The sequence below is a fragment of the Deltaproteobacteria bacterium genome (genome assembly GCA_011375175.1).
In the GTDB taxonomy this organism is placed as follows: Bacteria; Desulfobacterota; GWC2-55-46; order GWC2-55-46; family DRME01; genus DRME01.
This window is the reverse complement of the sequence record DRME01000110.1, coordinates 22,823-43,258: the sequence shown is the minus strand read 5'-3', so window position 1 is coordinate 43,258 and position 20,436 is coordinate 22,823. Positions and strand designations below refer to the sequence as shown.

Here is a 20,436-nt window from a genome sequence, read left to right as displayed (position 1 = left end):
CTTGTCCCGAGAGGACAGCCCCATGTTCACGGGATTTACGAAGGCGCTGAAGGCGGCCGCCCCATGTGAGAGGGAGGTTTTTATGGATCCGGTCCGTTTTTCCGGCGAGGAGATACTGGAGATGGCCGTCAAGATCGAGGAGAACGGCCTGAAGTTCTATACCGATGCGGCCGGCGCCGCCGGGAGCGACGAGCTTCGCGCCGTCTTCGAGTACCTGGCCGAGGAGGAGAGGCGCCACGTGGACAGCTTTCTCGCCATAAAGGCCCGTCTCACCGGGAAGAAGGAAGGCGAGGGCGTTGCCGGCGTCTTCAACCCCTACATCGAGGAGGTGGCCCGGTACCTGCGGGCCATAGCCGACACCAAGGTCTTCACCCGTCCCGCCGAGGGCGCCAGGCTCGCCGCCGAGGCGGGAAGCGACCTCGATGCCGTCAAAAAGGCCATGGACATGGAAAAGGACTCGCTCCTCTTCTACTACGAGCTCCAGAAGGCGCTCGAAGAGCGCGACCGCGCCGTGGTGGAAGAGCTGATAGCGCAGGAACGAAACCACCTCAAAAGACTCATCGAGCTCGAAGAGGAGCTGACCGGCCGCAGGTGACGAGGTCCCCTCGGGGAGCAGGAAAGGAGCCTCTTGTCATGACCGAATACGTTGAAACCTTCAAGTGTCCCAACTGCGGGGTGATCGCAAGCGGCAGGGGGCACCTCTGCCACCCCCTCAAGGACGCCGTGCCTTTCACGTGCGAGTTCTGCGGAAAAGAGGTGGACGACGCCCGTCACGTCTGCCCCCCCATGCTCGACAAGATCGAATACATCTGCAAAAAGTGCGGCAGGCTCGCCGTCTACGACTCGCTCGTCTGCGAGCCCGAACTCATAGGGGGGACGGACTGAAAAGACGCTCATCCGTCCCGAAGTGAGGCGTTCTTGAAGGAGGTCGTGCTCCCCGGTTTCGCGGGACTTCCCTGTATGTCAAGCTGTTTGCGGCGCCCTCCGGGAGACCGGGCCGCAAAGGCGTAACAACCCCGCCTGGCGCGGGCCGAGCCCCGGTACAGCCGAAGTCCGAACAACATACGATGGGGCGGTGAGGGGGGAAACGTGGGCCTGTGGCCCTCGGGCCTGTGGCCCTTCTACAGAAAGTTTCCCCCAGGGCAATTAAGGCAAGAGCGTTGCTTTTCCACTTACCTGCGAGGAGGGCATGGCCATGGGCGACGACGTTATCGGGAGGGTCAGGCGCCATCTGACACCGGCGCTCGTCTTTCACACGGGCGTTGTGGCCCGCAGCGCCGAGGGCATCTACATAACGGGCGAAGACGGGGTACGCTATCTCGACTTCGCCTCGGGGCTTGCGACGACGAACCTCGGACACCGTCCCCCCCGTGTGGTCGAGGCGGTCAGGGCCCAGCTCGACAGGATGATCCACTCGGGCTGCATCGTCTACTACGACGCCGTGGCCGAGCTCGCCGAGAGGCTTGCGCGCATAACGCCCGAGGGCGTGGACCGTTTCTTCTTCTCCAACAGCGGCGCCGAGGCCGTGGAGGGGGCGATAAAGCTCGCCCGCCACTACACGGGGCGCCAGGGCGTTGTGGCCTGCATCGGCGCCTTCCACGGCAGGACCACCGGGGCCGTGGCGCTGACGACCTCGTCGGCCCGCTACCGGAGGCGTTACCACCCGCTCCTGCCGTCGGTCTTTCACGTGCCCTACCCCTACTGCTACCGCTGTCACATGGGGCGGCGCAGCGACGACTGTTCGCTCGAGTGTTTCGGCTACCTGGAGACGACGCTTCGCCATCTCGTAACGCCGGAGGAGACGGCCTGCATAATAGTGGAGCCCGTGCTCGGCGAGGGGGGGTACGCGCCCGCGCCGCGTGAGTACCTGCAAAGGCTGCGCCGGCTCTGCGACGAGCACGGCATACTGCTCGTAATCGACGAGGTCCAGACCGGCTTCGGAAGGACGGGCCGCTGGTTCGCCTGCGAGCACTACGAGGTGAGGCCCGACATAATGACGCTCGGCAAGGGCATAGCCTCGGGCTTTCCGCTGAGCGCCGTCGCCGGCCGCTCGGAGATCATGGATGCCTGGCCTCCGGGTGCCCACGGCACGACCTTCGGCGGCAATCCCGTCTCCTGCGCCGCCGCCTCGGCGACCATCGACACCATAGAGCGGGACGGGCTTCTCGACAACGCCCGCCGCGTGGGCGAGGCCGCCATGGAGAGGCTCGCCGCCATGAAGGCCCGCCACGGCTGCATAGGCGACGTGCGCGGCCTGGGGCTCATGATAGGCATAGAGTTCGTAAAGGACGGCCGCAGCCCGGACCGCGGGCTCGTGGAGCGCATCATAAAGGAGAGCGAGCGCAAGGGCCTGCTCCTCGTCGAGTGCGGCACGGAAAAGAACGTCGTTCGGCTCATGCCGCCGCTCATCGTAACGGAGGAGCAGCTCCACCGCGCCCTCGACGTGATAGAGGACATAATCGGTGGCTGAGCCTGCTGCGGCCATGGTCTGCGGCGCGCCCGTTGCGGAGGGGGCCGTTGTCTGAGGGGTTGCGTGCGGCCGTCATCACCGCAGCCGCCTTTGCCGCCGCGTGGATGCTCGACCCGGCGGCAGCGGCCATGGAGCGCGGCCCCGGGCTCACGGCCGTTGCGAGGTTCTTAAGCGCCCTCGGCGACGGCGGGCTCCAGGCCGCTTTCTGCGCGGCGCTGCTGGCCGCCGGATACGCCCTCCGGGAGTCAAGGCTCAGGGAGGCCGGTTTCAGGTCGCTGCTTGCGCTCGGCCTTTCGTCGGTCTGGCTCCATCTTCTCAAGGCCGCCTTCGAGCGGCCCAGGATGGCCCACGCCGACGGCGCCCTCACCGAGCTCCTCAACAACCCCGTCGTCTTCGACACCACGGGCCGCTTCAACTCCTTTCCCTCGGGCCACACGACGACGAGCTTCGCCATAGCCTTCGTCCTGGCCCGCTATTATCCGCGCCTTGCTCCGCTCTTCTACGCTCTCGCCTCACTGGTGGGCCTCTCGCGCGTGGCGCTCGGCTCCCACTACCCCACCGATATCGTCGGCGGCGCGGTCCTCGGCCTGGCCAGCGCCTATTTTCTCGTCAACCGCACCACAAGGGAGCAGCGCATAGCGGCGCTCGTCCTCTTCCTCGCCATCTTCGTCTCGTTCTTCAAGCTCGGTGGATTTCTGCTCTTCGACGTGGACGAGGCCGTCTTCAGCGAGGCGACCCGCGAGATGGTCGAGACCGGCGACTTCATCACCCCCACCTACAACTACGAGCCCCGCTACGACAAGCCCGTCCTCTTCTACTGGCTCATGGCCGTCTCGTACAAGGTCTTCGGCACAGGCCACTTCGGAGCCAGGGCCGTCTCGGCCTTCTTGGGGGTCGCGCTCTGCGCCGTCACATACCTTTTCGTCAGACGCGTAAGGGACGCGCAGGCCGCGGCCTTCTCCACACTCGTCCTGGCGGCCAACATCGAGTTCTTCGTCTACAGCCATTCGGCCGTAACGGACATGACGCTCTGTTTCTTCATAACGGCCTCGCTCTACAGCGCCTATCTCGCGTTGACGGGCGGTGACGGGCGCTGGTGGTACGGATTCTGGGGCGCCTCGGCGCTGGCCGTGCTGACAAAGGGGGTTGTGGGTCTGCTCTTCCCAGCGGCCGTGACGGCCCTGTACCTCATTTTCAGCGGCGCCGCCTCGAGGCTCGCCGAGCCCTTGCGTCCCGGGGCCGTGGCGCTCTTTCTCGCCGTCGCCCTCCCGTGGTTCGTCGCCGTCTACGCCGCCAACGGATGGGAGTTCATCGACGCCTTCATCATCAAGCACCACATCCGGCGCTACACGGGCGTCATCTCCGGCCACAGCGGCCCCGTCTACTTCTTCGTCGTCGTGCTGCTCGTGGGTTTCTTCCCCTGGTACCTGTGGCTTCCGGGCGGACTCGTGCGCGGCGTGGCCGAGCGCGGCGGACTCTTCACCTTCGCGGCCCTCTGGTTCCTCTTCGTCTTCGTCTTCTTCTCCCTCTCGCGCACCAAGCTGCCCAACTACATATTCCCCCTCTGGCCGGCGGCGTCGATAATGGTCGGGACGAGGCTTGCCGAGATAGTGCGCTTCAACGAGCGGTGGAAGGGCTTTTACGCGCTCGCCGCCGTCTCGGTCCTGGCGGCCCTGCCGCTCCTCGTCCTCCCCTTCGTGGAGATCCGCTCTCCCGTGCCGCTTCGCGGCTTCTACTTCGTCGTCCCGGCCGTCCTGCTGCTGCTCGTCGCCGCAGCGGCGTTTCTCGCCCTCCGCCACAGGGCCGCGGGAATTGCGGCCATGGGGCTCGTGACGGTCTGCCTTCTCGTCTTCCTCAGGACCTACGTCGTCCCGCCGGCCAACCTCTTCCTCCAGGGCGCACTCTACGACTACGCCCTCTACGGCCGGGGGCTCGGCGAGGGATACTCCTTCGTCGCCTACGACATAAACAGGCCGAGCCTCGCCTTCTACTATGGAGGCAGGGTGCCCAAGCTCGACAGGGGAGAGCTGTCGCGGCTCGCCTCGCTCGGTGAGGACGGCGCGGTGGTCGTCGTCACCGCCGAGGAGCGCTTCGACGAGCTCAAGGCCGCCTTCCCGGCCCTCAAGTTCATCGACGCGAGAAACGGCTACCTCCTCGTGGGCATAGGCGAAGAGTTCCCGCCCATCGGCCGGTTCTGCGAGCTCTCTTGACCTGTCTCCATTTGACGGCTATCATAATATAGAGGGAACCTCTGTGAAGCAGAGAAACTCGGCAAGTTCTGACTTCCCCGGGGGAAACTTTCTGTAGAAGGGCCACAGGCCCACGTCTCCCCCGGACCCCCTTCAAAGACTTTCAATACGAGTTGGTTTCCCCCTGTTTTGCCAGGCAAAACAGGGGGAAACCAACTCGCGTTAAAAGTTTTTGGAGGGAGTCTGAGGGAACCTTTTTTACAAAAAGGTTCCCTCAGGGCAATAAATCGGAGTTTCCTTAAGAAAGTTTCCCCCCGGAAAGGGACCGTTGTATGAAGAAGAGGCGGGTTCTCATCATGGGCGCCGCCGGGCGCGACTTCCACAACTTCAACGTCGTCTTCCGCGACGACCCTTCGGTCGAGGTCGTGGCCTTCACGGCGGCCCAGATACCAGATATCGAGGGCCGCACCTATCCGCCCGTCCTCTCCGGCCCCCTCTATCCCGACGGTATCGAGATATACCCCGAAGAGGAACTTGCGCGGCTCGTAAAGGAATTTTCCGTCGACGAGGTCTGCTTCTCCTACAGCGATGTCTCCCATGAGCATGTAATGCACGAGGCATCGCTGGCCCTGGCCATGGGCGCCGACTTCAGGCTGCTCGGGCCGAAGTCCACGATGCTCCGGGCGAGCAGGCCGGTCATAAGCGTCTGCGCCGTAAGGACGGGCTGCGGCAAGAGCGCCGTCACGCGGCTTGTCTGCTTGCTCGCCGCGGAGGCCGGCAAGAAGGCCGTAGCCGTGCGCCACCCCATGCCCTACGGCGACCTGGCCTCGCAGCGGGTCCAGCGCTTCCCGGACATGGAGAGCCTCGACAGCGCAGGCTGCACCATAGAGGAGCGCGAGGAGTACGAGCATCTTATCGGCGCCGGCGTAACGGTCTTTGCCGGTGTGGACTACGCCGCCGTGCTCGCCGAGGCCGAGAAGGAGGCGGATCTCATCGTCTGGGACGGCGGCAACAACGATATGCCTTTCTTCTATCCCGACCTCGAGATCGTCGTGGCCGACCCGCTGCGCCCGGGCCACGAGCTCTCCTACTATCCGGGCGAGGCCAACCTGCGGCGCGCCGACGTGGTGGTCATCAACAAGGTCGACAGCGCGCGGGCCGAGGACGTGGAGGCCCTGAGGGCCAACGTGGCCTTCGTCAACCCCGGGGCGCGCACCGTGGAGACCGACTCGCCCATCGAGATGGACGGCGACATAAAGGGAAAGAAGGTCCTGGTCGTCGAGGACGGTCCCACGCTGACCCATGGCGGCATGGCATACGGAGCGGGCTACACCGCCGCCCTGCGCGAGGGCGCGGCGCCCGTGGACCCCAGGCCCTACGCCGTAGGCTCCATAAAGGAGACCCTCGATCTCCATACGGGCCTCAAGGAGCTCGTGCCGGCCATGGGCTACGGCCCGGAGCAGATAAGGGACCTGAAGGCGACCATCGAGGCTGTGCCCTGCGACGCCGTGCTCGTGGCAACGCCCATAGACCTGACCCGGGTGCTCGAACTCGAAAGACCGGCGGTGCGCGTAAGCTACGGCATACGCGACCGCGAGAGCCCGGGCCTCGCCGACATAGTAAAAAGCTTCATCGCCGGACTCTGACGCCGGGGGAATCGTCTGCGGGAACCTTTTTGAAGAGACCCCGGGCGGACGCTCTCTTGAAGTAGGCGTCCGGGGGGAGCCGCACAAGGAGGCGCCTGGTGAAGGCCCTGACGAGGTTCTTCGCCGGCCGTTACGTGGCCGGCGAGTCGAGGGAGGATGCGCTGCGCACGGCGGCCTCGCTCAACGAGCGGGGCCTTGCGGCGACCATCGACTACCTGGGCGAGAACGTCGGGAACGAGGCGCAGGCCGGGGCCGCGGCCGACGAGTACGTGGCCTTGCTCGAGGACATCGCCGCCGCGGGGCTCGACGCATCGGCGTCGTTCAAGCTCACCCACATGGGGCTGGACATCGCCGAGTCGCTTGCGCTGGAGAACGCCGAGCGCATAATAGAGAAGGCCGCCCGGCTCGGCAACTTCCTGCGCTTCGACATGGAAGGCTCGCGCTACACCGAAAAGACCATCGAGCTCTTCTGCCGGCTCTTCGAGAAGTACCGTAACATCGGCATCGCCATCCAGGCATACCTCTACCGCAGCGAGGCCGACGTGGAGCGGCTCGTCTCGCTGGGTGCGAGCGTGAGGCTCTGCAAGGGGGCCTACAGGGAGCCCGCCGAGATCGCCTGGCCCCGCAAGGCCGACGTGGACCGCAGCTATGAAAGGCTCATGAAGCTGCTGCTCCTCGGCGGCAACCGTCCGGCCCTGGCCACCCACGACACGGTCCTCATCGACAAGGCCAGGCGCTTCGCCGCCGACAACGACATAGACCCCCGCTCCTTCGAGTTCCAGATGCTCATGGGCATAAAGCGCTCGCTTCAGCAGCGGCTCGCCGACGAGGGATACCGCGTCAAGGTCTACGTCCCTTACGGCTCCCACTGGCTCCCCTACATGCTGCGGCGCGTGCGCGAGCGCAGGGAGAACCTCTTTTTCGTGCTGAGGAACATACTCGACTGACGCCGCGTCGTCGAGGGCCGGACCGGCGGGGAAGGGGGTCAGGATGACGTTGAAGCGCATATTCACCGACAGCGTGAACATCGCCGTCTGCGGCATGAGCCGCGACCCCCGAAAGGCCGCCAGCCGCGTGCCCGCCTTTCTCGCCGAAAAGGGCTACCGGATCATACCGATAAATCCTTCGGCACGGGAGATCATGGGGCTTCGCTGCTACGCCTCGCTCGATGAGGTGGAAGAGAGGATAGACGTGCTCGAGGTCTTCCGCCCTCCGGCCGAGGTGCCGGCCATAGCGGCGCGGGCCGCGAGGAGACGGGCCGAGAGGGGCGATGTCCATGTGCTGTGGCTTCAGGAGGGCATTACAAGCCCTGAGGCCGCCTCCATAGCAGTAGAGGCGGGCATGGACTACGTCGAGGACCGGTGCATGCTCAAGGAGTACCTGCGGCTCATGGGCTGAGCGGCTCCTTCGATGCCGGCCAGCCGGCCCATCAAGTTTTCTCCGCCTCCGTCCGATAGAACCTTTGTGGCAACGGAGAGGCCCAGGTTCGCTTCGCCGGGGCAGTCGCGGACCCAGGCCCCTTCCCGAGAGGATTCCACCGGCGGGCAGACCGCAGTCCGTCAGGCACGGACCGACACTTTCCACCAATAACCTTGCCGCGCCGCTCACCTGGAGCGTTCCCATCGAGAGTGAGGTTTCTTCCTCGCAGTTGCGGGCCGCGGGAAGTCTCTTTCAGCCGCGGAAGTTTCCACGCGAGAGGTCGAATACCACTAAAGGAGGTACGGACTCATGGGAAGCAAAGCTGTCCTCAGAGGGAGCGCGTTACTGCTTGCGGCGCTCCTGCTCCTGGGGGCCGCCCCTTCGCAGGGCGCGCTCCAGAAGGTGAACATGGGCGTATACGGCGCCCAGGTCATGGACATCACGGCCTACGACGACTCCGGCTCCACGGCCCTGCTCATAGCAGTGGACGGCATAAAGGGAGTCATGAAGTGGGACTCGTCGGCCTCGCGCTGGACGTCGGTGACCCATCCCTCCATAGCGGGCAAGGCCACGGAGGTGGAGGCCAACCTCGCCTCGGGATACACCGACGACGTCTACGCCGTCATAAGCGTAAGCGGCTCCGGCACGGCGCTCTACGGCAGCGGCAGCGGCGGCGCCGCGGGCACGTGGTCGGCTGTAAGCGGCGTGCCGAACCCGCTGGTGCTCAAGGCCCACGGCTCGGGCCTCTACGTGGGCACCTCCGACGGTACCGTCTACCGCAGCACCGGCGGCGTGAGCGACCCCTTCGACACCATCTACTCCTTCGGCTCGGGCGTCGAGGTCGTCTCCCTCTCGGTCTACGACGCTAACACCCTCTTCGCCGTCACCCGCACCGGCGGCGCCACGACGACACTCTACAGGCTCACGGCCTCGGGCGGCTCCTTCACGGCCTCGACTATCCCGAAGCCCGGCAGCGTGCCCTGCGGTTCCGGCTCCGTGGAGGTGCATCTTATCGGCGTGGACCCCTCAGACGCGAACACCCTCTTCGTCGCCGGAAGCTCGGCCAATCCCCAGGTCTACAGGTCCACCGACGGAGGCGTCACCTGGTCGGCCTCCTGGGACTCGAGCTGCCCGGGCTCGGCCAGCTTTCCGGGCGGATACCCCCAGTACATAAAGTTCGACAACAACAGGGTCTTCATAGGCGCATCGGTGCTCGACCCCCCTTCGTCCTCCACGTGGTCCCACGCCCCGCAACTGAGCTCCACCGTCGGCTCGGCCGTGGTCACGACCAACGTCAACGACGGGGCCCTCGAGGTCGACCCCATAGATTCCACCATCATATACATCGGCACCGACTGGGGCCTGGGAAAGATGAACCACGGCTCCGGCGGTTGGACCGCCGGATCGGAGCTGGGAAACAACGACGGCATGGAGGCCGTGGTGCTGAACGACATGGAGTTCTACGAGTACTCGTCTACCCACAAGGAGCTCTGGATAACGGCCAAGAGCGGGGCCGGCAGGGCCGTGAACTTCGATCCCACCGACCCGACCTCCACCGCCTCGCCTTCTGACTGGATATTCCCCATCTACCCCGGCGGCGACGGCGCGCCGCCCACCGAGGCGGCCATCGACCCCTCGGACCCGGCCGCCGTGCTGGTCGGCAACAACGCGGGCCGCGTCTACCGGACCACCAACGGCACGACCACGCCTCCCACGTGGACGACCGTCTTCAGGGCCGAGGACCACGCGGGGGTCTTCGGCACGACCAGGGCCGACCATTCGATTATAACCTCAATCAACTTCGTTCCCTCCACGCCGACGCGCGTCTATCTGGCGGGCTACAACTGGGAGACCGGTGACGACGGCGGCGTCTTCTACAGCGACGACGGCGGCGCCACCTGGACCGAGGACGCCTCCATCACGGGCACGCCGGTCAACGTCCTCTGGGTCACCGACTCGACCGTCTGGGCTGGCGTGGGCAACGGGGCGGGCACGGCGAGGGGACTTCGGGCCAGGACCTCGGTGACGGCCTCGGGCAACTGGTGGACTCCCTCCACGGGCACATCGCTCGACGGCGAGATCGTGACCGACATAGCCGGCACGACCGTGGGAGACTACATGACCGTCTACGTCGCCACCACCGGCGGCGTCTACAAGGGCGTGCTCTACATACCGACCTCCTCGGGCTTTTCGAGCTGGACATGGACGTCGCTCACCTCGGCCATAGGGGCCTCGAGCACCGACTTCACGGCCGTCACGGTAGACCCCTCCGACGCCGACAAGGCCTACGCAGCGGTCTCCAACTGCATATACGAGACCACCGACGGCGGCTCCACATGGTCGGTCTTCGGCTCTTCGTGCACCTCTTCCCACGAGGACGTGAACGTCCTCAAGTACGACGACATCATGGCCGGCACGGCGATAGGACTCTACACCTACACGGCCGACACGACGGCCACTTCGTCTTCGTCGTCCACCTCGTCCGCGACGACGGGCTCGTCGTCATCGTCGGGCGACGGCGGCAACTGCTTCATAGCCACGGCGGCCTACGGCTCCTATCTCGACCCGCACGTAGAGGTCCTGCGCAAGTTCAGGGACCGCTACCTCCTCACAAACGGTCCGGGCAGGCTCTTCGTCGCCGCCTACTACAGGGTCTCTCCCCCTGTGGCGCGGCTCATAGCCCGCCACGAGCCGCTTCGCAGCGCCACGCGCTGGGCGCTCACGCCGCTCGTTTACGGGGCGGCCCATCCGCGGACCTCGCTGCTGCTCCTGGCCGGTCTCGCCTGCTGCGCCGCCCTGGCGGCTTCGAGGAAGAGGTCCTGAAGCCCGGTCGTCGCAGGCGGAGACAAAAAGAGCCGCCGCACCAGCGAGGGTGCGGCGGCTCTTTTGTCGTCGGCCGGCGGCGGAGCCCGCCGTCGACGAGAAGCGGCGTCAGCCCATGTTGCCGGAGAGAGGCCTGCCGGCCAGCACGTGCATATGGAGGTGACGCACCGTCTGGCCGCCTTCGTCGTTGGTGTTGACCACCACGCGGAAACCCCGCTCGTCGATGCCGAGATCGCGGGCCACGCGGGAGGCCGTCTTGAGCATCTCGCCGAGAAGCGAGCGGTCTTCACAGTCGAGCAGCGTGGAGTAGTGGGTCTTCGGTATGACGAGAACGTGGGTCGGGGCCTGCGGGTTTATGTCCTGGACGACGATCATGTCGTCCGTTTCGTCTATGATCGTGGAGCTCATCTCTTTGGCGGCTATCTTGCAGAAAATGCAGTCCATGGGGCTTCAACCTCTCTTTCTCGCTTTTTTTTCCTCTATGCCCGAGGTCCCGAAACGTCTTGCAAGCTCGTCGTAGACCCGCTTGACGGCGATGTCCCTGTGTGCAAGGAGTACGAGCGTGTGGAACCAGAGGTCGCAGAGCTCGTGGACCACCTGGTCGTCACCCTTTTGCGCTGCGGCCTCGACGAGCTCGGCCGCCTCTTCCTCGACCTTCGAGTTTATCCTGGCGAGACCGCCCGCGTAGAGCGAGGCCGTGTAGGAGCTGGCGGCGTCTGCTCCCTTGCGCGAGGCGACCACCCCGTAGAGCTCGTCTATTATGCGGCTCGTCGCTTCGCCGCCCCCGCCGTCCCCCCCGCCTCCGTCCTTGAGGGTCCGATAAAAACACGTGCGCTCGCCTGTATGGCATGCCGGCCCAGCGGGATCGACCCTGAGCAGCAGAGTGTCGCCGTCGCAGTCGTAGAAGACCGACCGGACGTACTGGAAATTGCCCGACGTCTCGCCCTTGAGCCACAGCCTTCGGCGCGAGCGGCTGTAATAGTGGGCCTTGCCGCTTGAAAGCGTCTTCTCCACGGCCTCGGCGTTCATCCATGCCACCATGAGGACCTCGCCGGTGACGGCGTCCTGCGCCACGGCCGCAACAAGCCCGCGCTCGTCGAACCTTATCTCCTTGAGGTCAACACCCCTCCCTATATCACCCTCCATCGTCCCGACCCGCAACCTCCCCGTGACTGAGGGAACCTTTTTGTAAAAAGGTTCCCTCAGACTCCCTCCAAAAACTTTCAACGCGAGTTGGTTTCCCGCTGTTTTGCCAGGCAAAACAGCGGGAAACCAACTCGGATTGAAAGTCTTTGAAGGGGGTCTGGGGGAAACTTTCTACAGAAAGTTTCCCCCAGAGTAATTAAGCAGAACTTTTCTAAGGATATACCAGCGGACGGAGCGCTGTCAATAGTGCAGGCGGGCATTTCCTTTCGGGTTTCGGTTTCAGCGGTCGCCGAAGCGTTTTTTGGAGCGCCGTCAGGGGGACCCTGGAGGCATGCCTGTCCTGCGGCCCCCGGCGGGTTCGGACCGCAAAGGCGTAAAGAGACCCCGCATGGCGCGGTCCGAACCTGCCGGGGGCCGCAGGGCCTGTCCGAATATGAGGGAGTCCTTGTCTCTTCTTCCGAAGGTCTTGCCGGGGGAGGGGGAAGAGGCCCTCAACCTCCTTGCCCGTCGTGACGGCAGGTCCGCCGCTCTGTGCGGGAAGGCCGGTCGAAGAAGGCCCTGATCTCCGCTTCGATCCGTTCGATGGGGCCGAAGGCCCTCCTGCATCGCGGCAGCGATGCCGTGAAGGCCCTGCCGTAGCTCCTGGAGGCGAGCCTGCTGTCCAGGATGGTCACGACACCGCGGTCGGTGCGGCAGCGGACGAGCCTGCCGAAGCCTTGGCGAAGCCGCAGGACCGCCCTGGGGAGCATGTAGTGGACGAAGGGGTCTTTGCCGGCCCCGGCGAGCATCTCGCAGCGCGCCTGGAAGACCGGGTCGTCGGGGACCTCGAAGGGCAGGCGCGTTATGATGACGTGACGCAGCGAGGGACCGGGCACGTCTACTCCCTCCCAGAAGGACGACGTGGCCAGGAGCACCGAGTCGATCTCCCTTCTGAATCTTTCGATCAGCCGGCGCTGGGGCCGGGCGCCCTGGCGCAGCAGCGTGAACTCTCCGGCCGAGGTCCTTTCGAGCGCCGAGTAGGTCTCGTCGAGGAGGGCGTGCGATGTGAAGAGCACGAGCGCGCCTCCGCCGGAGGCTCGAATTAGGGGAGCGAGCGCGGCGGCGAGGGCGCCGGCATAGTCCTCGTCCCGCGGGTCGGCCATGTCGGTCGCCGCGGCGAGGAGGACGTTTCGCTCGTAGTCGAAGGGCGAGTCGAAGCGCTCCTCCACCGTCCGGCGTCCGCCGCAGCGGTCCAGTCCCAGCCGCCGGGCCGTGTACTCGAAGCCGCCCTTCACGGTGAGCGTGGCCGACGTCATGACGACCGAGCGCATGGTGTCGAAGAGGGCCTCGCGCAGGGCGGAGCCCACGTCCACGGGCGATACGTTGAGCCGCGCCCTCGGAACAGGGCCCCTTGCCGGAGCCGTCGCCTCGATCCACTGCACGTACCCTTCCGGGCACGGGCCGAGCGCCGCCTCCACGGCCGCGGCGAGGGCGGCCGTGCGCGAGGCCATGGCCGAGACCTCGACCTCCATGGAGCCCAGCTCCTCGTCGAGCTCCCTGCGTTCCTCGGCGGCCTTTGCCGTGGTCCTGGCCGCGCTCTTGAGTTCGCGGGAGAGTCTCTTGAGAAGGGCGGAACACCGCCCCAGCGCCTCCTCCACGTCGTCCCACCCCGCCCGCGAGCGCAGCTCCCCGGTCAGGCGCAGCCTCGTGCGTCCGCTTCCCTCGGTGTCGAGAGAGAGGGCGAAGTGGTGGAGGAGGGCGAAGGCCTCGGCCCCGGCAAGGCGAGCTTGTTCAACGAGCGGAGCCGTCTCGTCGGCGAGCGAGGCGAGCAGCGCCGAGAGCTCCGGCATCTCCAGCCAGCGCCGCAGCTTTGCGCAGAAGAGGGCGATGAGACCCTTTTTCGGGTTCCGGGCCGACACGAGTCTGCCCGTTGCGCGGGCCACGGCCGCGCCGCCCACGCTCTCGCCGAAGTGCTCGGTTGCGATCTCCTCGATGCGGTGGGCCTCGTCTATGACGAGTCTTTCGAAGGGCGGCAGGGCCCCGGCCTCGGCGAAGGTGCCGCGGGCGTGCTTTATGGCCAGGTCCGCGAAGAGGAGGTGGTGGTTCACCACCACGATGTCGGCGGCCGCCGCGGCGCGGCGGGCCTCGTAGAAGAAACAGCGGCGGTAGTGGCGGCAGCGCAGCTTGAGACAGGTGTCGGTCTCCGAGGCCACGGCGTCCCAGAGCGCGGGCTCGGGCGTGAATGGCAGCTCCGTGAGGCTTCCGTCCCTGGTGCGCGAGATCCATCGCAAGAGCCCTTCGAGGCCGGCCGTGTCTTCGAAGAACTGGGGAGCGGCCTCGAGCTCGGCGGCCTTGCGCAGGCAGACGTAGTTCGATCTGCCCTTGGCGAGCACGTAGCTGAAGGAGCCCGGCATGGCCGACTCCAGCAGCGGCAGGTCCCTGCCTATGAGCTGCTCCTGGAGGTTTATGGTGTTCGTCGATACGACGACCTGCTCCTTGTTCTCCGTTGCCCAGATGATGGAGGGGACGAGGTAGCCGAAGCTCTTGCCCACGCCTGTGGCCGCCTCTATGAGGGCCGCGGCGTCCGAGCCGAAGGCGGCTGCCGTTGCGGCGGCCATGGAGAGTTGTTGGGGGCGGTGCTCGTAGCCCTCGAGGGTCCGGGCCACGGCCCCGCCGGGGCCGAGCACGGCCTTCAGCTCCGCCGCCTCGACGGGCCGCGGCCTGCCTTGCGCCGCCGCCTCGACGACGACGTAGACACGGGAGGCGTCGTTGTCGATGATGTAGAAGCCCACGGCCCGTTCGGCGAGCCGCGACGCCACCTCGATGTCGGCCTCCGACGGGGTGAGCGTACCGCCGGGATGGTTGTGGATGACCACAGAGCCGGGGCGCACCGTGGCGGCCGCGGCGGGCACGGCCCGGCCGTTGCCCCGCGCAAGGGGCCTCACGGCCGTGACCACGCCGTCCTCGACCGAGCCCTCGAAGAAGACCTCGTTGCCCGAGACCGACGCGATCTCACGGCGCAGCCGCTCGGCGGCGTCCGGGCTTATGAGCGAGTCGATGGTGGGAGCCATGACCGTTATGTTAACACGGAGGGGACAAGAGGTCGAGGCCCCAAAGAAAAAGGCCCCCTCCGTCCCGGAGCGGGGCCTTTTTGCCTGCGCTTGCGCCCGGTCTCTTCTCAGAGCGGCGAGCCGCCGTGGCGGCGTCTCGCAAAAAGCCATCCCGCCGCCGCGGAAGCGGTCAGAAGGAGGGTGGAGGGCTCGGGAACGCTGGCGGCCATCTTCTCGAAGAGCACGTTGTCCAGTATGATGCCCACGTTGTCGCCGCCTGCGTGGCTGAAGGAGATGTGGCCCGTGGTGGGCGAGGTTACGGTGATGCTGTAGCTGTAGGTGGACATCGGTGCTGTCGACGGGAGGGTGTAGGTCTGGCTGAATACCGATCCGAGGCTCACCGTCACTGTATCCGTAGAGGGAATCTTCCTCTGGCTGCCGGCGAGGTCGAAGGAGAGGGTATATACGCCGGGCGTCAGTGAAAAGTTGGTCTTCGACGTGAGGGTGCCGGCCTTGTAAGAGCTGCCGTCGAGGTCCACGTAGTAGCCGTAGCCGGGGAACCAGTTCCAATACGACCACTCGCTTATGATGTCGACCGTGCCGCTGGTCACGTCCCAGTTGTTGAAGTTCATGAAGGCTGGCTGCCAGGAGAACGTCGTCTCCGTCTCGAAGCCGTCGCTCAGCAGCACGAGGGCCGATGCCTTGCCGGCTGTGAGTACGACGGCGGCGAAGACGGCCGCTGCCGCTATGATTCGTTTGAGGCTGTTCATGTCAACTCCTTTCCGTAGTTCTCCGCTCGCACGTATCGTCCGTTCCGTCGGTCAGTCCCCTACCGTTGCTCGAAGTGGCGGAGACTCCCTGCGTCCTGCCATTTTTAGATATGCAATTAACGTACCGGAGTTTCAACGTGTTGAATTTACATTACTATTTATTGAAGATCGCTGGGGAGGGGAAAAAGTGTCAACAATAGCTGACGGGGATGAGGATGCCGAGAGGGGGCGTTTGGCGGTAACATACCGTAATATATGAGGATTGTTGAGATCGTCCCGGTGTAAAGAAAGCATACGTCGGGCCGCTCCCCCCTCATGGCCCGCAGGGAAGCTTCCCGATGAAGGCGGCGACGAGAGCGGCGGCGGGGAACAAGGGCCGTCCTACGGGGCCGTCTCCTCGTAGTAGCGCACCGTCTCGGCGAGGCCCCGCTCCATGTCGAAGCGGGGATTGAAGCCCAGCCGCCCTCTGACCTTCGAGATGTCGGAGCGGGAGTGTTTTATGTCGCCCTTGCGCTCCTCGCCGTAGACCGGCTCGATATCGAGGCGGCCCGCGCAGTTGCGGATTACGGTGAAGAGCTCGTTCACGGTGACGCTGCGGCCGGTTCCGAGGTTGTACACCTGGCCGCTTTCTTCTTCGGCCATGGCGGCGAGCATGTTGGCGCGATTGAGGTCGTCCACGTATATGAAGTCCCTGCTCTGTTCGCCGTCGCCGAAGATGACCGGCGCCTCCCCCTTGAGGAGCGCCGTTATGAACTTCGGTATGACGGCGGCGTAGTGGGAGGCCGGGTCCTGGCGGCGGCCGTAGACGTTGAAGTAGCGGAACGAGGTGGTGGAGAGGCCGTAGAGGTCGCTGAAGTTGGCGCAGTAGTGCTCGCCCATGAGCTTGGTGGTCGCGTAGGGGGTCTTGGGCGTGGGCGTCATCTCCTCGGTCTTCGGAAGCCTCGGGTCGTCGCCGTATACGGCGCATGTGGAGGCGTAGACGACCTTCCTCACGCCCGCGGCGAGCGCCGCCCTCAGGACGTTGAGCGTGCCGGTGGCGTTGACCTCGTGGGTCGTCGCCGGGTCTTCCACCGAGAGGGGCACCGACCCTATGGCGGCGAGGTGGATGCAGTAGTCGATCCCTTCCATCGCCTCCTTCAGCGCCCTTTCGTCTCGTATGTCGCCCTCCATGAACTCGATGGAGTCGGCCACTGCGGCGAGGTTCTCCCTCTTGCCCGAGAAGAGGTTGTCCAGGACCCGGACGCGGTGGCCTCCGCCCGTCAACATCTCACAGAGGTTGGAACCTATGAAGCCAGCACCTCCCGTTACGAGAAATCTCTTCATCTTCTCCCTCGAAGCACCCTGCCGGGTTGCCTTTGTGTGTGGCCGCCGGGCGGGCTCCCGCGGGGAGGGGGAGCCCGCCCCGGCGCCGGTCCGGGACCTCGCGTCAGCGCTGCGTGACGATCCCGTACTTCTTCATCATGCTGTGGAGCGTCGGTCTCGTAAGCCCCAGCTCCTCGGCCGCCTTTGTGATGTTGCCGTTGTGTTTTACGAGGGCCATGTTGACGTACCTCGTCTCCAGTTCCTCGCGCGCCTTCCTGAGGTCGAGCCGCATGGCCGTGCCGGCCGTCTCCTCGAGGCCGAGGTCCGAGGGCGTGATGGACGGTCCCTCGGCAAGGGTTATGGCCCGGCGCATCCTGTTCTCCAGCTCCCGCACGTTGCCGGGCCAGTCGTGGGCGTTGATGGCCTCCACGGCCTCGCGCGAGAGATGGCGGGGGCCCGCCCGGCTGTCGCCGAACTTCTGGAGGAAACTCTTGGCCAGCAGTACCTTGTCCTCGCCGCGCTCGCGCAGCGGCGGAAGCTCGATGTTGACCACGGCGAGCCTGTAGTAGAGGTCCTCACGGAAGAGGCCCTCTTCGATCAGTCGCACAAGGTCCTTGTTGGTCGCCGCTATTATGCGCACGTCCACCTCTATGGTCCTGCGGCCTCCGACGCGCTCGATGGTGTGGTCCTGGAGAAAGCGCAGGAGCTTCACCTGCAGGGCCGGCGCAAGCTCGCCTATCTCGTCGAGGAAGAGGGTGCCGCCGTCGGCCTGCTCGACCTTGCCCTTGCGCTGGACGTGCGCGCCCGTGAAGGCCCCCTTTTCGTGGCCGAAGAGTTCGCTCTCCATGAGCGTCTCCGGTATGGCGCCGCAGTTTATGGGTACGAAGGGCTTGCCCTGCCTCGCGCTCTGCTTGTGGATGGCCATGGCGACGAGCTCCTTGCCCGTTCCGCTCTCGCCGGTGACGAGCACCGGAACGTCGGTGGTGGCCACCTTGCGCACGGCGTCGAATATCTTCTGCATGGGCCTGCAGGAGCCTATGATCGCGGAGAAGCCCTGTTGCTGGAGCCGAATGCTCATGGCCCTGTGCTCGGCTTCGAGGGTGTAGATGTAATGGGCGCGCCGCAGGCTCATCTTGAGCTCTTCTATGTCGATGGGCTTTGTGAAGTAGTCGTGGGCGCCGTGGGCTACGGCCTCGAGGGCCGTCTTCTTGTCCGGGTCGCCGGTGACGACCATGACCTTTGCGCCCGGCTCGAAGTGGAGTATCTTTGCGAGGAGATCGAGGCCCTCGCGTGGGTCGCTTGGCGTGGGCGGCAGACCGAGGTCGAGGGTGACGAGGTGCGGCTTCTTGGCGTGCACGAGCTGCATGGCCTTGTCGGCGTCGGCCGCCAGGTAGACGTCGTAGTCGTCTATGAGGGCCCACTTCATCTGGGTCCTGATGGACTCTTCGTCGTCTACGATGAGAAGCTTGGGTTTCTGTTCCATCGTTTCCGCTCTTTGCGCGGTGGTGCGGCTCACAGGGGCAGCCGTATGGTGAAGGTCGTGCCGCGGCCCTCTTCGCTCTCCGCCTCGATGCGGCCCTTGTGGGCCTCGACGATTATCTTGCACTGGTAGAGCCCGATGCCGATGCCGCCGCTCTTGGTGCTCATGAAGGGCTTGAAGAGAGAGTGCTCCATGAATTCCGCCGACATGCCCTCGCCGTCGTCGCTCACCTCGATCCGTGCGAAACCGTCGCTTGCCTCCGAGCTCACGTGCACCCGCCCCCGGCAGGCTATGGCGTCGCAGGCGTTGGATATGAGGTTTACGAGCACCATCTCCATGGCCATGGGGTCCACCATGACAGGCCCCATCTCCCTAAGCTCCCTGGTGAGCGTTATCTCCTTCTCCGGCGGCACGACCGTCTTGGCCACGGCCTCCTCGATGACGGCCGAGAGGTCGGTGGGCTCCCGGCGCAGCTCCAGGCCCTTCCTTATGGTCGAGAGCCTGCCTATGAGCTCCTTCATGCGCCGCACCGTGCCGTCTACGGTCTTTATGGCGTCACGCTGGAAGTCGGGGTTGTCCATGTTGTGTCTTGCGTTCTGGCTCACCAGCGACAGCGAGTTGGTGAGGTTCTTGAGGTCGTGCATTATGAAGGAGCTCATCTTGTGAAAGCCCTCCACGGCCTTCATGTCCATGAGGTCGTCGGTGAGGATGGCGTTCTTTATCTGCACGGCCGCCTGGGCGGTGAAGGCGCCGAGGATGTCGAAGTCGTCCTGGCGGTACTCCTCGCCGCTTAGGTCGGGCTGCTGGAGGGTGAAGCCCAGCAGTTCGTCCCCTGCGGCAAGGGGGGCGCAGAGCACGGCCCCGGTCTGCTCGGCGAGCCGCTCCAGCGCGTCTGCGGCCTCTTCGTCCCTCTTCTCCCGTTCCATCGCTTCCTTGAGGAAAAAGGGTCTCTTGCGCGAGCTCAGATGCCTTACTATCGGATGATCTTCACCTATACTTGAGTTCTCGTCCGGCGGCCGTATGAGCCTGTAGCGCTTCATGCCCGGCTCGTGGAGCCAGAGGAAGACCTTTTTTGTGCCCATCGTCTCCGATATCATCTCCACCAGTATGTCGGCCGTGGCGGCCACGGTGGTGCACGAGCCGAGCCGCTCGATGGTCTCCATCCACTTGTCGCGGAACTCGTACTTGTGGCTGTAGAAGTGGCGGTTTATGAAGAGCTGGAAGCGGCGGCGAAGCTGCGTGTTGAAGAGCAGGACCATGAGCAGGAGAAGGGCCGCGAAGACGAAGAGCGTCGTCACGAAGTAGTCGAAGGGGAGGTCGAAGTACTTGATGCCGTGGGCGATGAGGCCCACGGCGATGAGGTATATGCCCACGATGAGCAGCACAAGCGAGTTGTATACCACGTACCTCGATATGAAGATGTCCACGTCCATGAGCCTGTAACGGATGATGAACACGGCGAGCAGGGAGACCGAGATGAGTATGACCGCAGAGACCGTGGCCATGAGCTCAAGCTCCATTGCGCCGAGCAGCATCATCTGGCTTGCGAGGTAGACGAAGAAGACCAGGACCGCGCCGACGCCGAAGACTATGTACTTTACCGACCATCGTTTCCCGCCCGTGGACGAGCGCAGCGTGTTCTCAAGGTGTGCAAGGCTCGGCAGGAGGCCGAGTATCACGTATACGGCGAGGTAGCGTCCCGCGGTCGAGACGGTCACGGTGTGGCGGGAAGGGGCGAAGAGGCTCGGCTGGACGGCGCGCAGGGGGGATGGGGCGTGGAGGCATATGATGTAGATGAAGACGAGGGAGAGGAGCGTGAAGGCGGCCAGGACGGGAGACCACCGTCTGAGCACCGCCGCAGGCTCGCTCCTTGCAAACGATAGCGTGAAGACGAGCCACAGCGGCGGCAGGAGCGCCATGCCGGCCGCCGCCAGGCGGGCGCCGGCCACAAGGCCCGTAGCATCGCCCGCGTGCAGGAGCATGAAGGCCGCGCCGGTCTCGACGACGGTGAGGGCGGCCAGGCCGCCGAAGAGCCCGATGTTGGCGGGATTGCGTGGGTTGCGCGAGAGGGTGAAAAGACCCAGCGACGCACAGAGCACGACGCTTGCAGCGGGCAGAAGGGCAAGGTAGGCGTACAGGCTCACGACACCTCTCGCAGGTAC

General features: G+C 65.2%; 14 protein-coding genes and 1 pseudogene. 8 read left to right on the top strand and 7 right to left on the bottom strand.

Annotated features, from left to right (window positions below; genetic code table 11):
- Nucleotides 1–22: 22 nt before the first annotated feature.
- The 8 genes and pseudogenes from ENJ37_09160 (at nucleotide 23) to ENJ37_09125 (ending at nucleotide 10,424) form a co-directional block, all read left to right on the top strand.
- The gene (locus tag ENJ37_09160) at nucleotides 23–595 is read left to right on the top strand and encodes a hypothetical protein (GenBank protein HHL40660.1); all 573 of its coding nucleotides are present in this window, start codon (nucleotides 23–25) and stop codon (nucleotides 593–595) included.
- Nucleotides 596–633: 38 nt separating this feature from the next.
- Nucleotides 634–885, top strand: coding sequence for a hypothetical protein (locus tag ENJ37_09155; protein ID HHL40659.1), 252 nt, complete (start codon nucleotides 634–636; stop codon nucleotides 883–885).
- A 304-nt stretch (nucleotides 886–1,189) separates the two neighbouring features.
- Nucleotides 1,190–2,470: an aminotransferase class III-fold pyridoxal phosphate-dependent enzyme gene (locus ENJ37_09150; protein ID HHL40658.1), complete on the top strand. Its 1,281-nt coding sequence runs from the start codon at nucleotides 1,190–1,192 to the stop codon at nucleotides 2,468–2,470.
- 47 nt (nucleotides 2,471–2,517) lie between these two features.
- On the top strand, nucleotides 2,518–4,680 hold the full coding sequence (locus ENJ37_09145) for a phosphatase PAP2 family protein (protein HHL40657.1): 2,163 nt from the start codon (nucleotides 2,518–2,520) through the stop codon (nucleotides 4,678–4,680).
- Nucleotides 4,681–4,991: 311 nt separating this feature from the next.
- Nucleotides 4,992–6,305: a GTPase gene (locus ENJ37_09140; GenBank protein ID HHL40656.1), complete on the top strand. Its 1,314-nt coding sequence runs from the start codon at nucleotides 4,992–4,994 to the stop codon at nucleotides 6,303–6,305.
- A gap of 95 nt (nucleotides 6,306–6,400) precedes the next feature.
- Nucleotides 6,401–7,252 (top strand): proline dehydrogenase, encoded by an 852-nt coding sequence (locus ENJ37_09135; GenBank protein HHL40655.1) that lies wholly within the window; start codon nucleotides 6,401–6,403, stop codon nucleotides 7,250–7,252.
- Nucleotides 7,253–7,295: 43 nt separating this feature from the next.
- A complete protein-coding gene (locus ENJ37_09130) occupies nucleotides 7,296–7,703 on the top strand; it encodes a CoA-binding protein (protein ID HHL40654.1) in 408 nt (135 codons plus the stop codon).
- A 2,538-nt stretch (nucleotides 7,704–10,241) separates the two neighbouring features.
- A pseudogene (locus ENJ37_09125) lies at nucleotides 10,242–10,424 on the top strand (cold shock domain-containing protein).
- Between the two features lie 231 nt (nucleotides 10,425–10,655).
- On the opposite strand, the gene ENJ37_09120 reads toward ENJ37_09125, so the two are convergent.
- The 7 genes from ENJ37_09120 to prsK all read right to left on the bottom strand — a co-directional run bounded on the left by ENJ37_09120 (nucleotide 10,656) and on the right by prsK (nucleotide 20,418).
- Entirely contained in the window at nucleotides 10,656–10,991 is a 336-nt protein-coding gene (locus ENJ37_09120; protein HHL40653.1) for a histidine triad nucleotide-binding protein, read from the bottom strand.
- A 6-nt stretch (nucleotides 10,992–10,997) separates the two neighbouring features.
- Nucleotides 10,998–11,693, bottom strand: coding sequence for a bifunctional phosphoribosyl-AMP cyclohydrolase/phosphoribosyl-ATP diphosphatase HisIE (locus ENJ37_09115; GenBank protein ID HHL40652.1), 696 nt, complete (start codon nucleotides 11,691–11,693; stop codon nucleotides 10,998–11,000).
- Between the two features lie 491 nt (nucleotides 11,694–12,184).
- The gene (locus tag ENJ37_09110; GenBank protein HHL40651.1) at nucleotides 12,185–14,893 is read right to left on the bottom strand and encodes a helicase; all 2,709 of its coding nucleotides are present in this window, start codon (nucleotides 14,891–14,893) and stop codon (nucleotides 12,185–12,187) included.
- Nucleotides 14,851–15,492, bottom strand: a complete 642-nt coding sequence (locus tag ENJ37_09105; protein HHL40650.1) for a PEP-CTERM sorting domain-containing protein — start codon at nucleotides 15,490–15,492, stop codon at nucleotides 14,851–14,853. Before ENJ37_09105 ends, ENJ37_09110 begins: the two co-directional genes overlap by 43 nt.
- A 381-nt stretch (nucleotides 15,493–15,873) precedes the next feature.
- On the bottom strand, nucleotides 15,874–16,815 hold the full coding sequence (locus ENJ37_09100) for an SDR family oxidoreductase (protein ID HHL40649.1): 942 nt from the start codon (nucleotides 16,813–16,815) through the stop codon (nucleotides 15,874–15,876).
- A gap of 103 nt (nucleotides 16,816–16,918) precedes the next feature.
- The gene (prsR, locus tag ENJ37_09095) at nucleotides 16,919–18,277 is read right to left on the bottom strand and encodes a PEP-CTERM-box response regulator transcription factor (GenBank protein HHL40648.1); all 1,359 of its coding nucleotides are present in this window, start codon (nucleotides 18,275–18,277) and stop codon (nucleotides 16,919–16,921) included.
- A 29-nt stretch (nucleotides 18,278–18,306) separates the two neighbouring features.
- Nucleotides 18,307–20,418 carry a PEP-CTERM system histidine kinase PrsK gene (gene prsK, locus ENJ37_09090; GenBank protein HHL40647.1) on the bottom strand — a complete coding sequence of 704 codons (2,112 nt, stop codon included), beginning with the start codon at nucleotides 20,416–20,418 and terminating at the stop codon, nucleotides 18,307–18,309.
- Nucleotides 20,419–20,436: the final 18 nt, after the last annotated feature.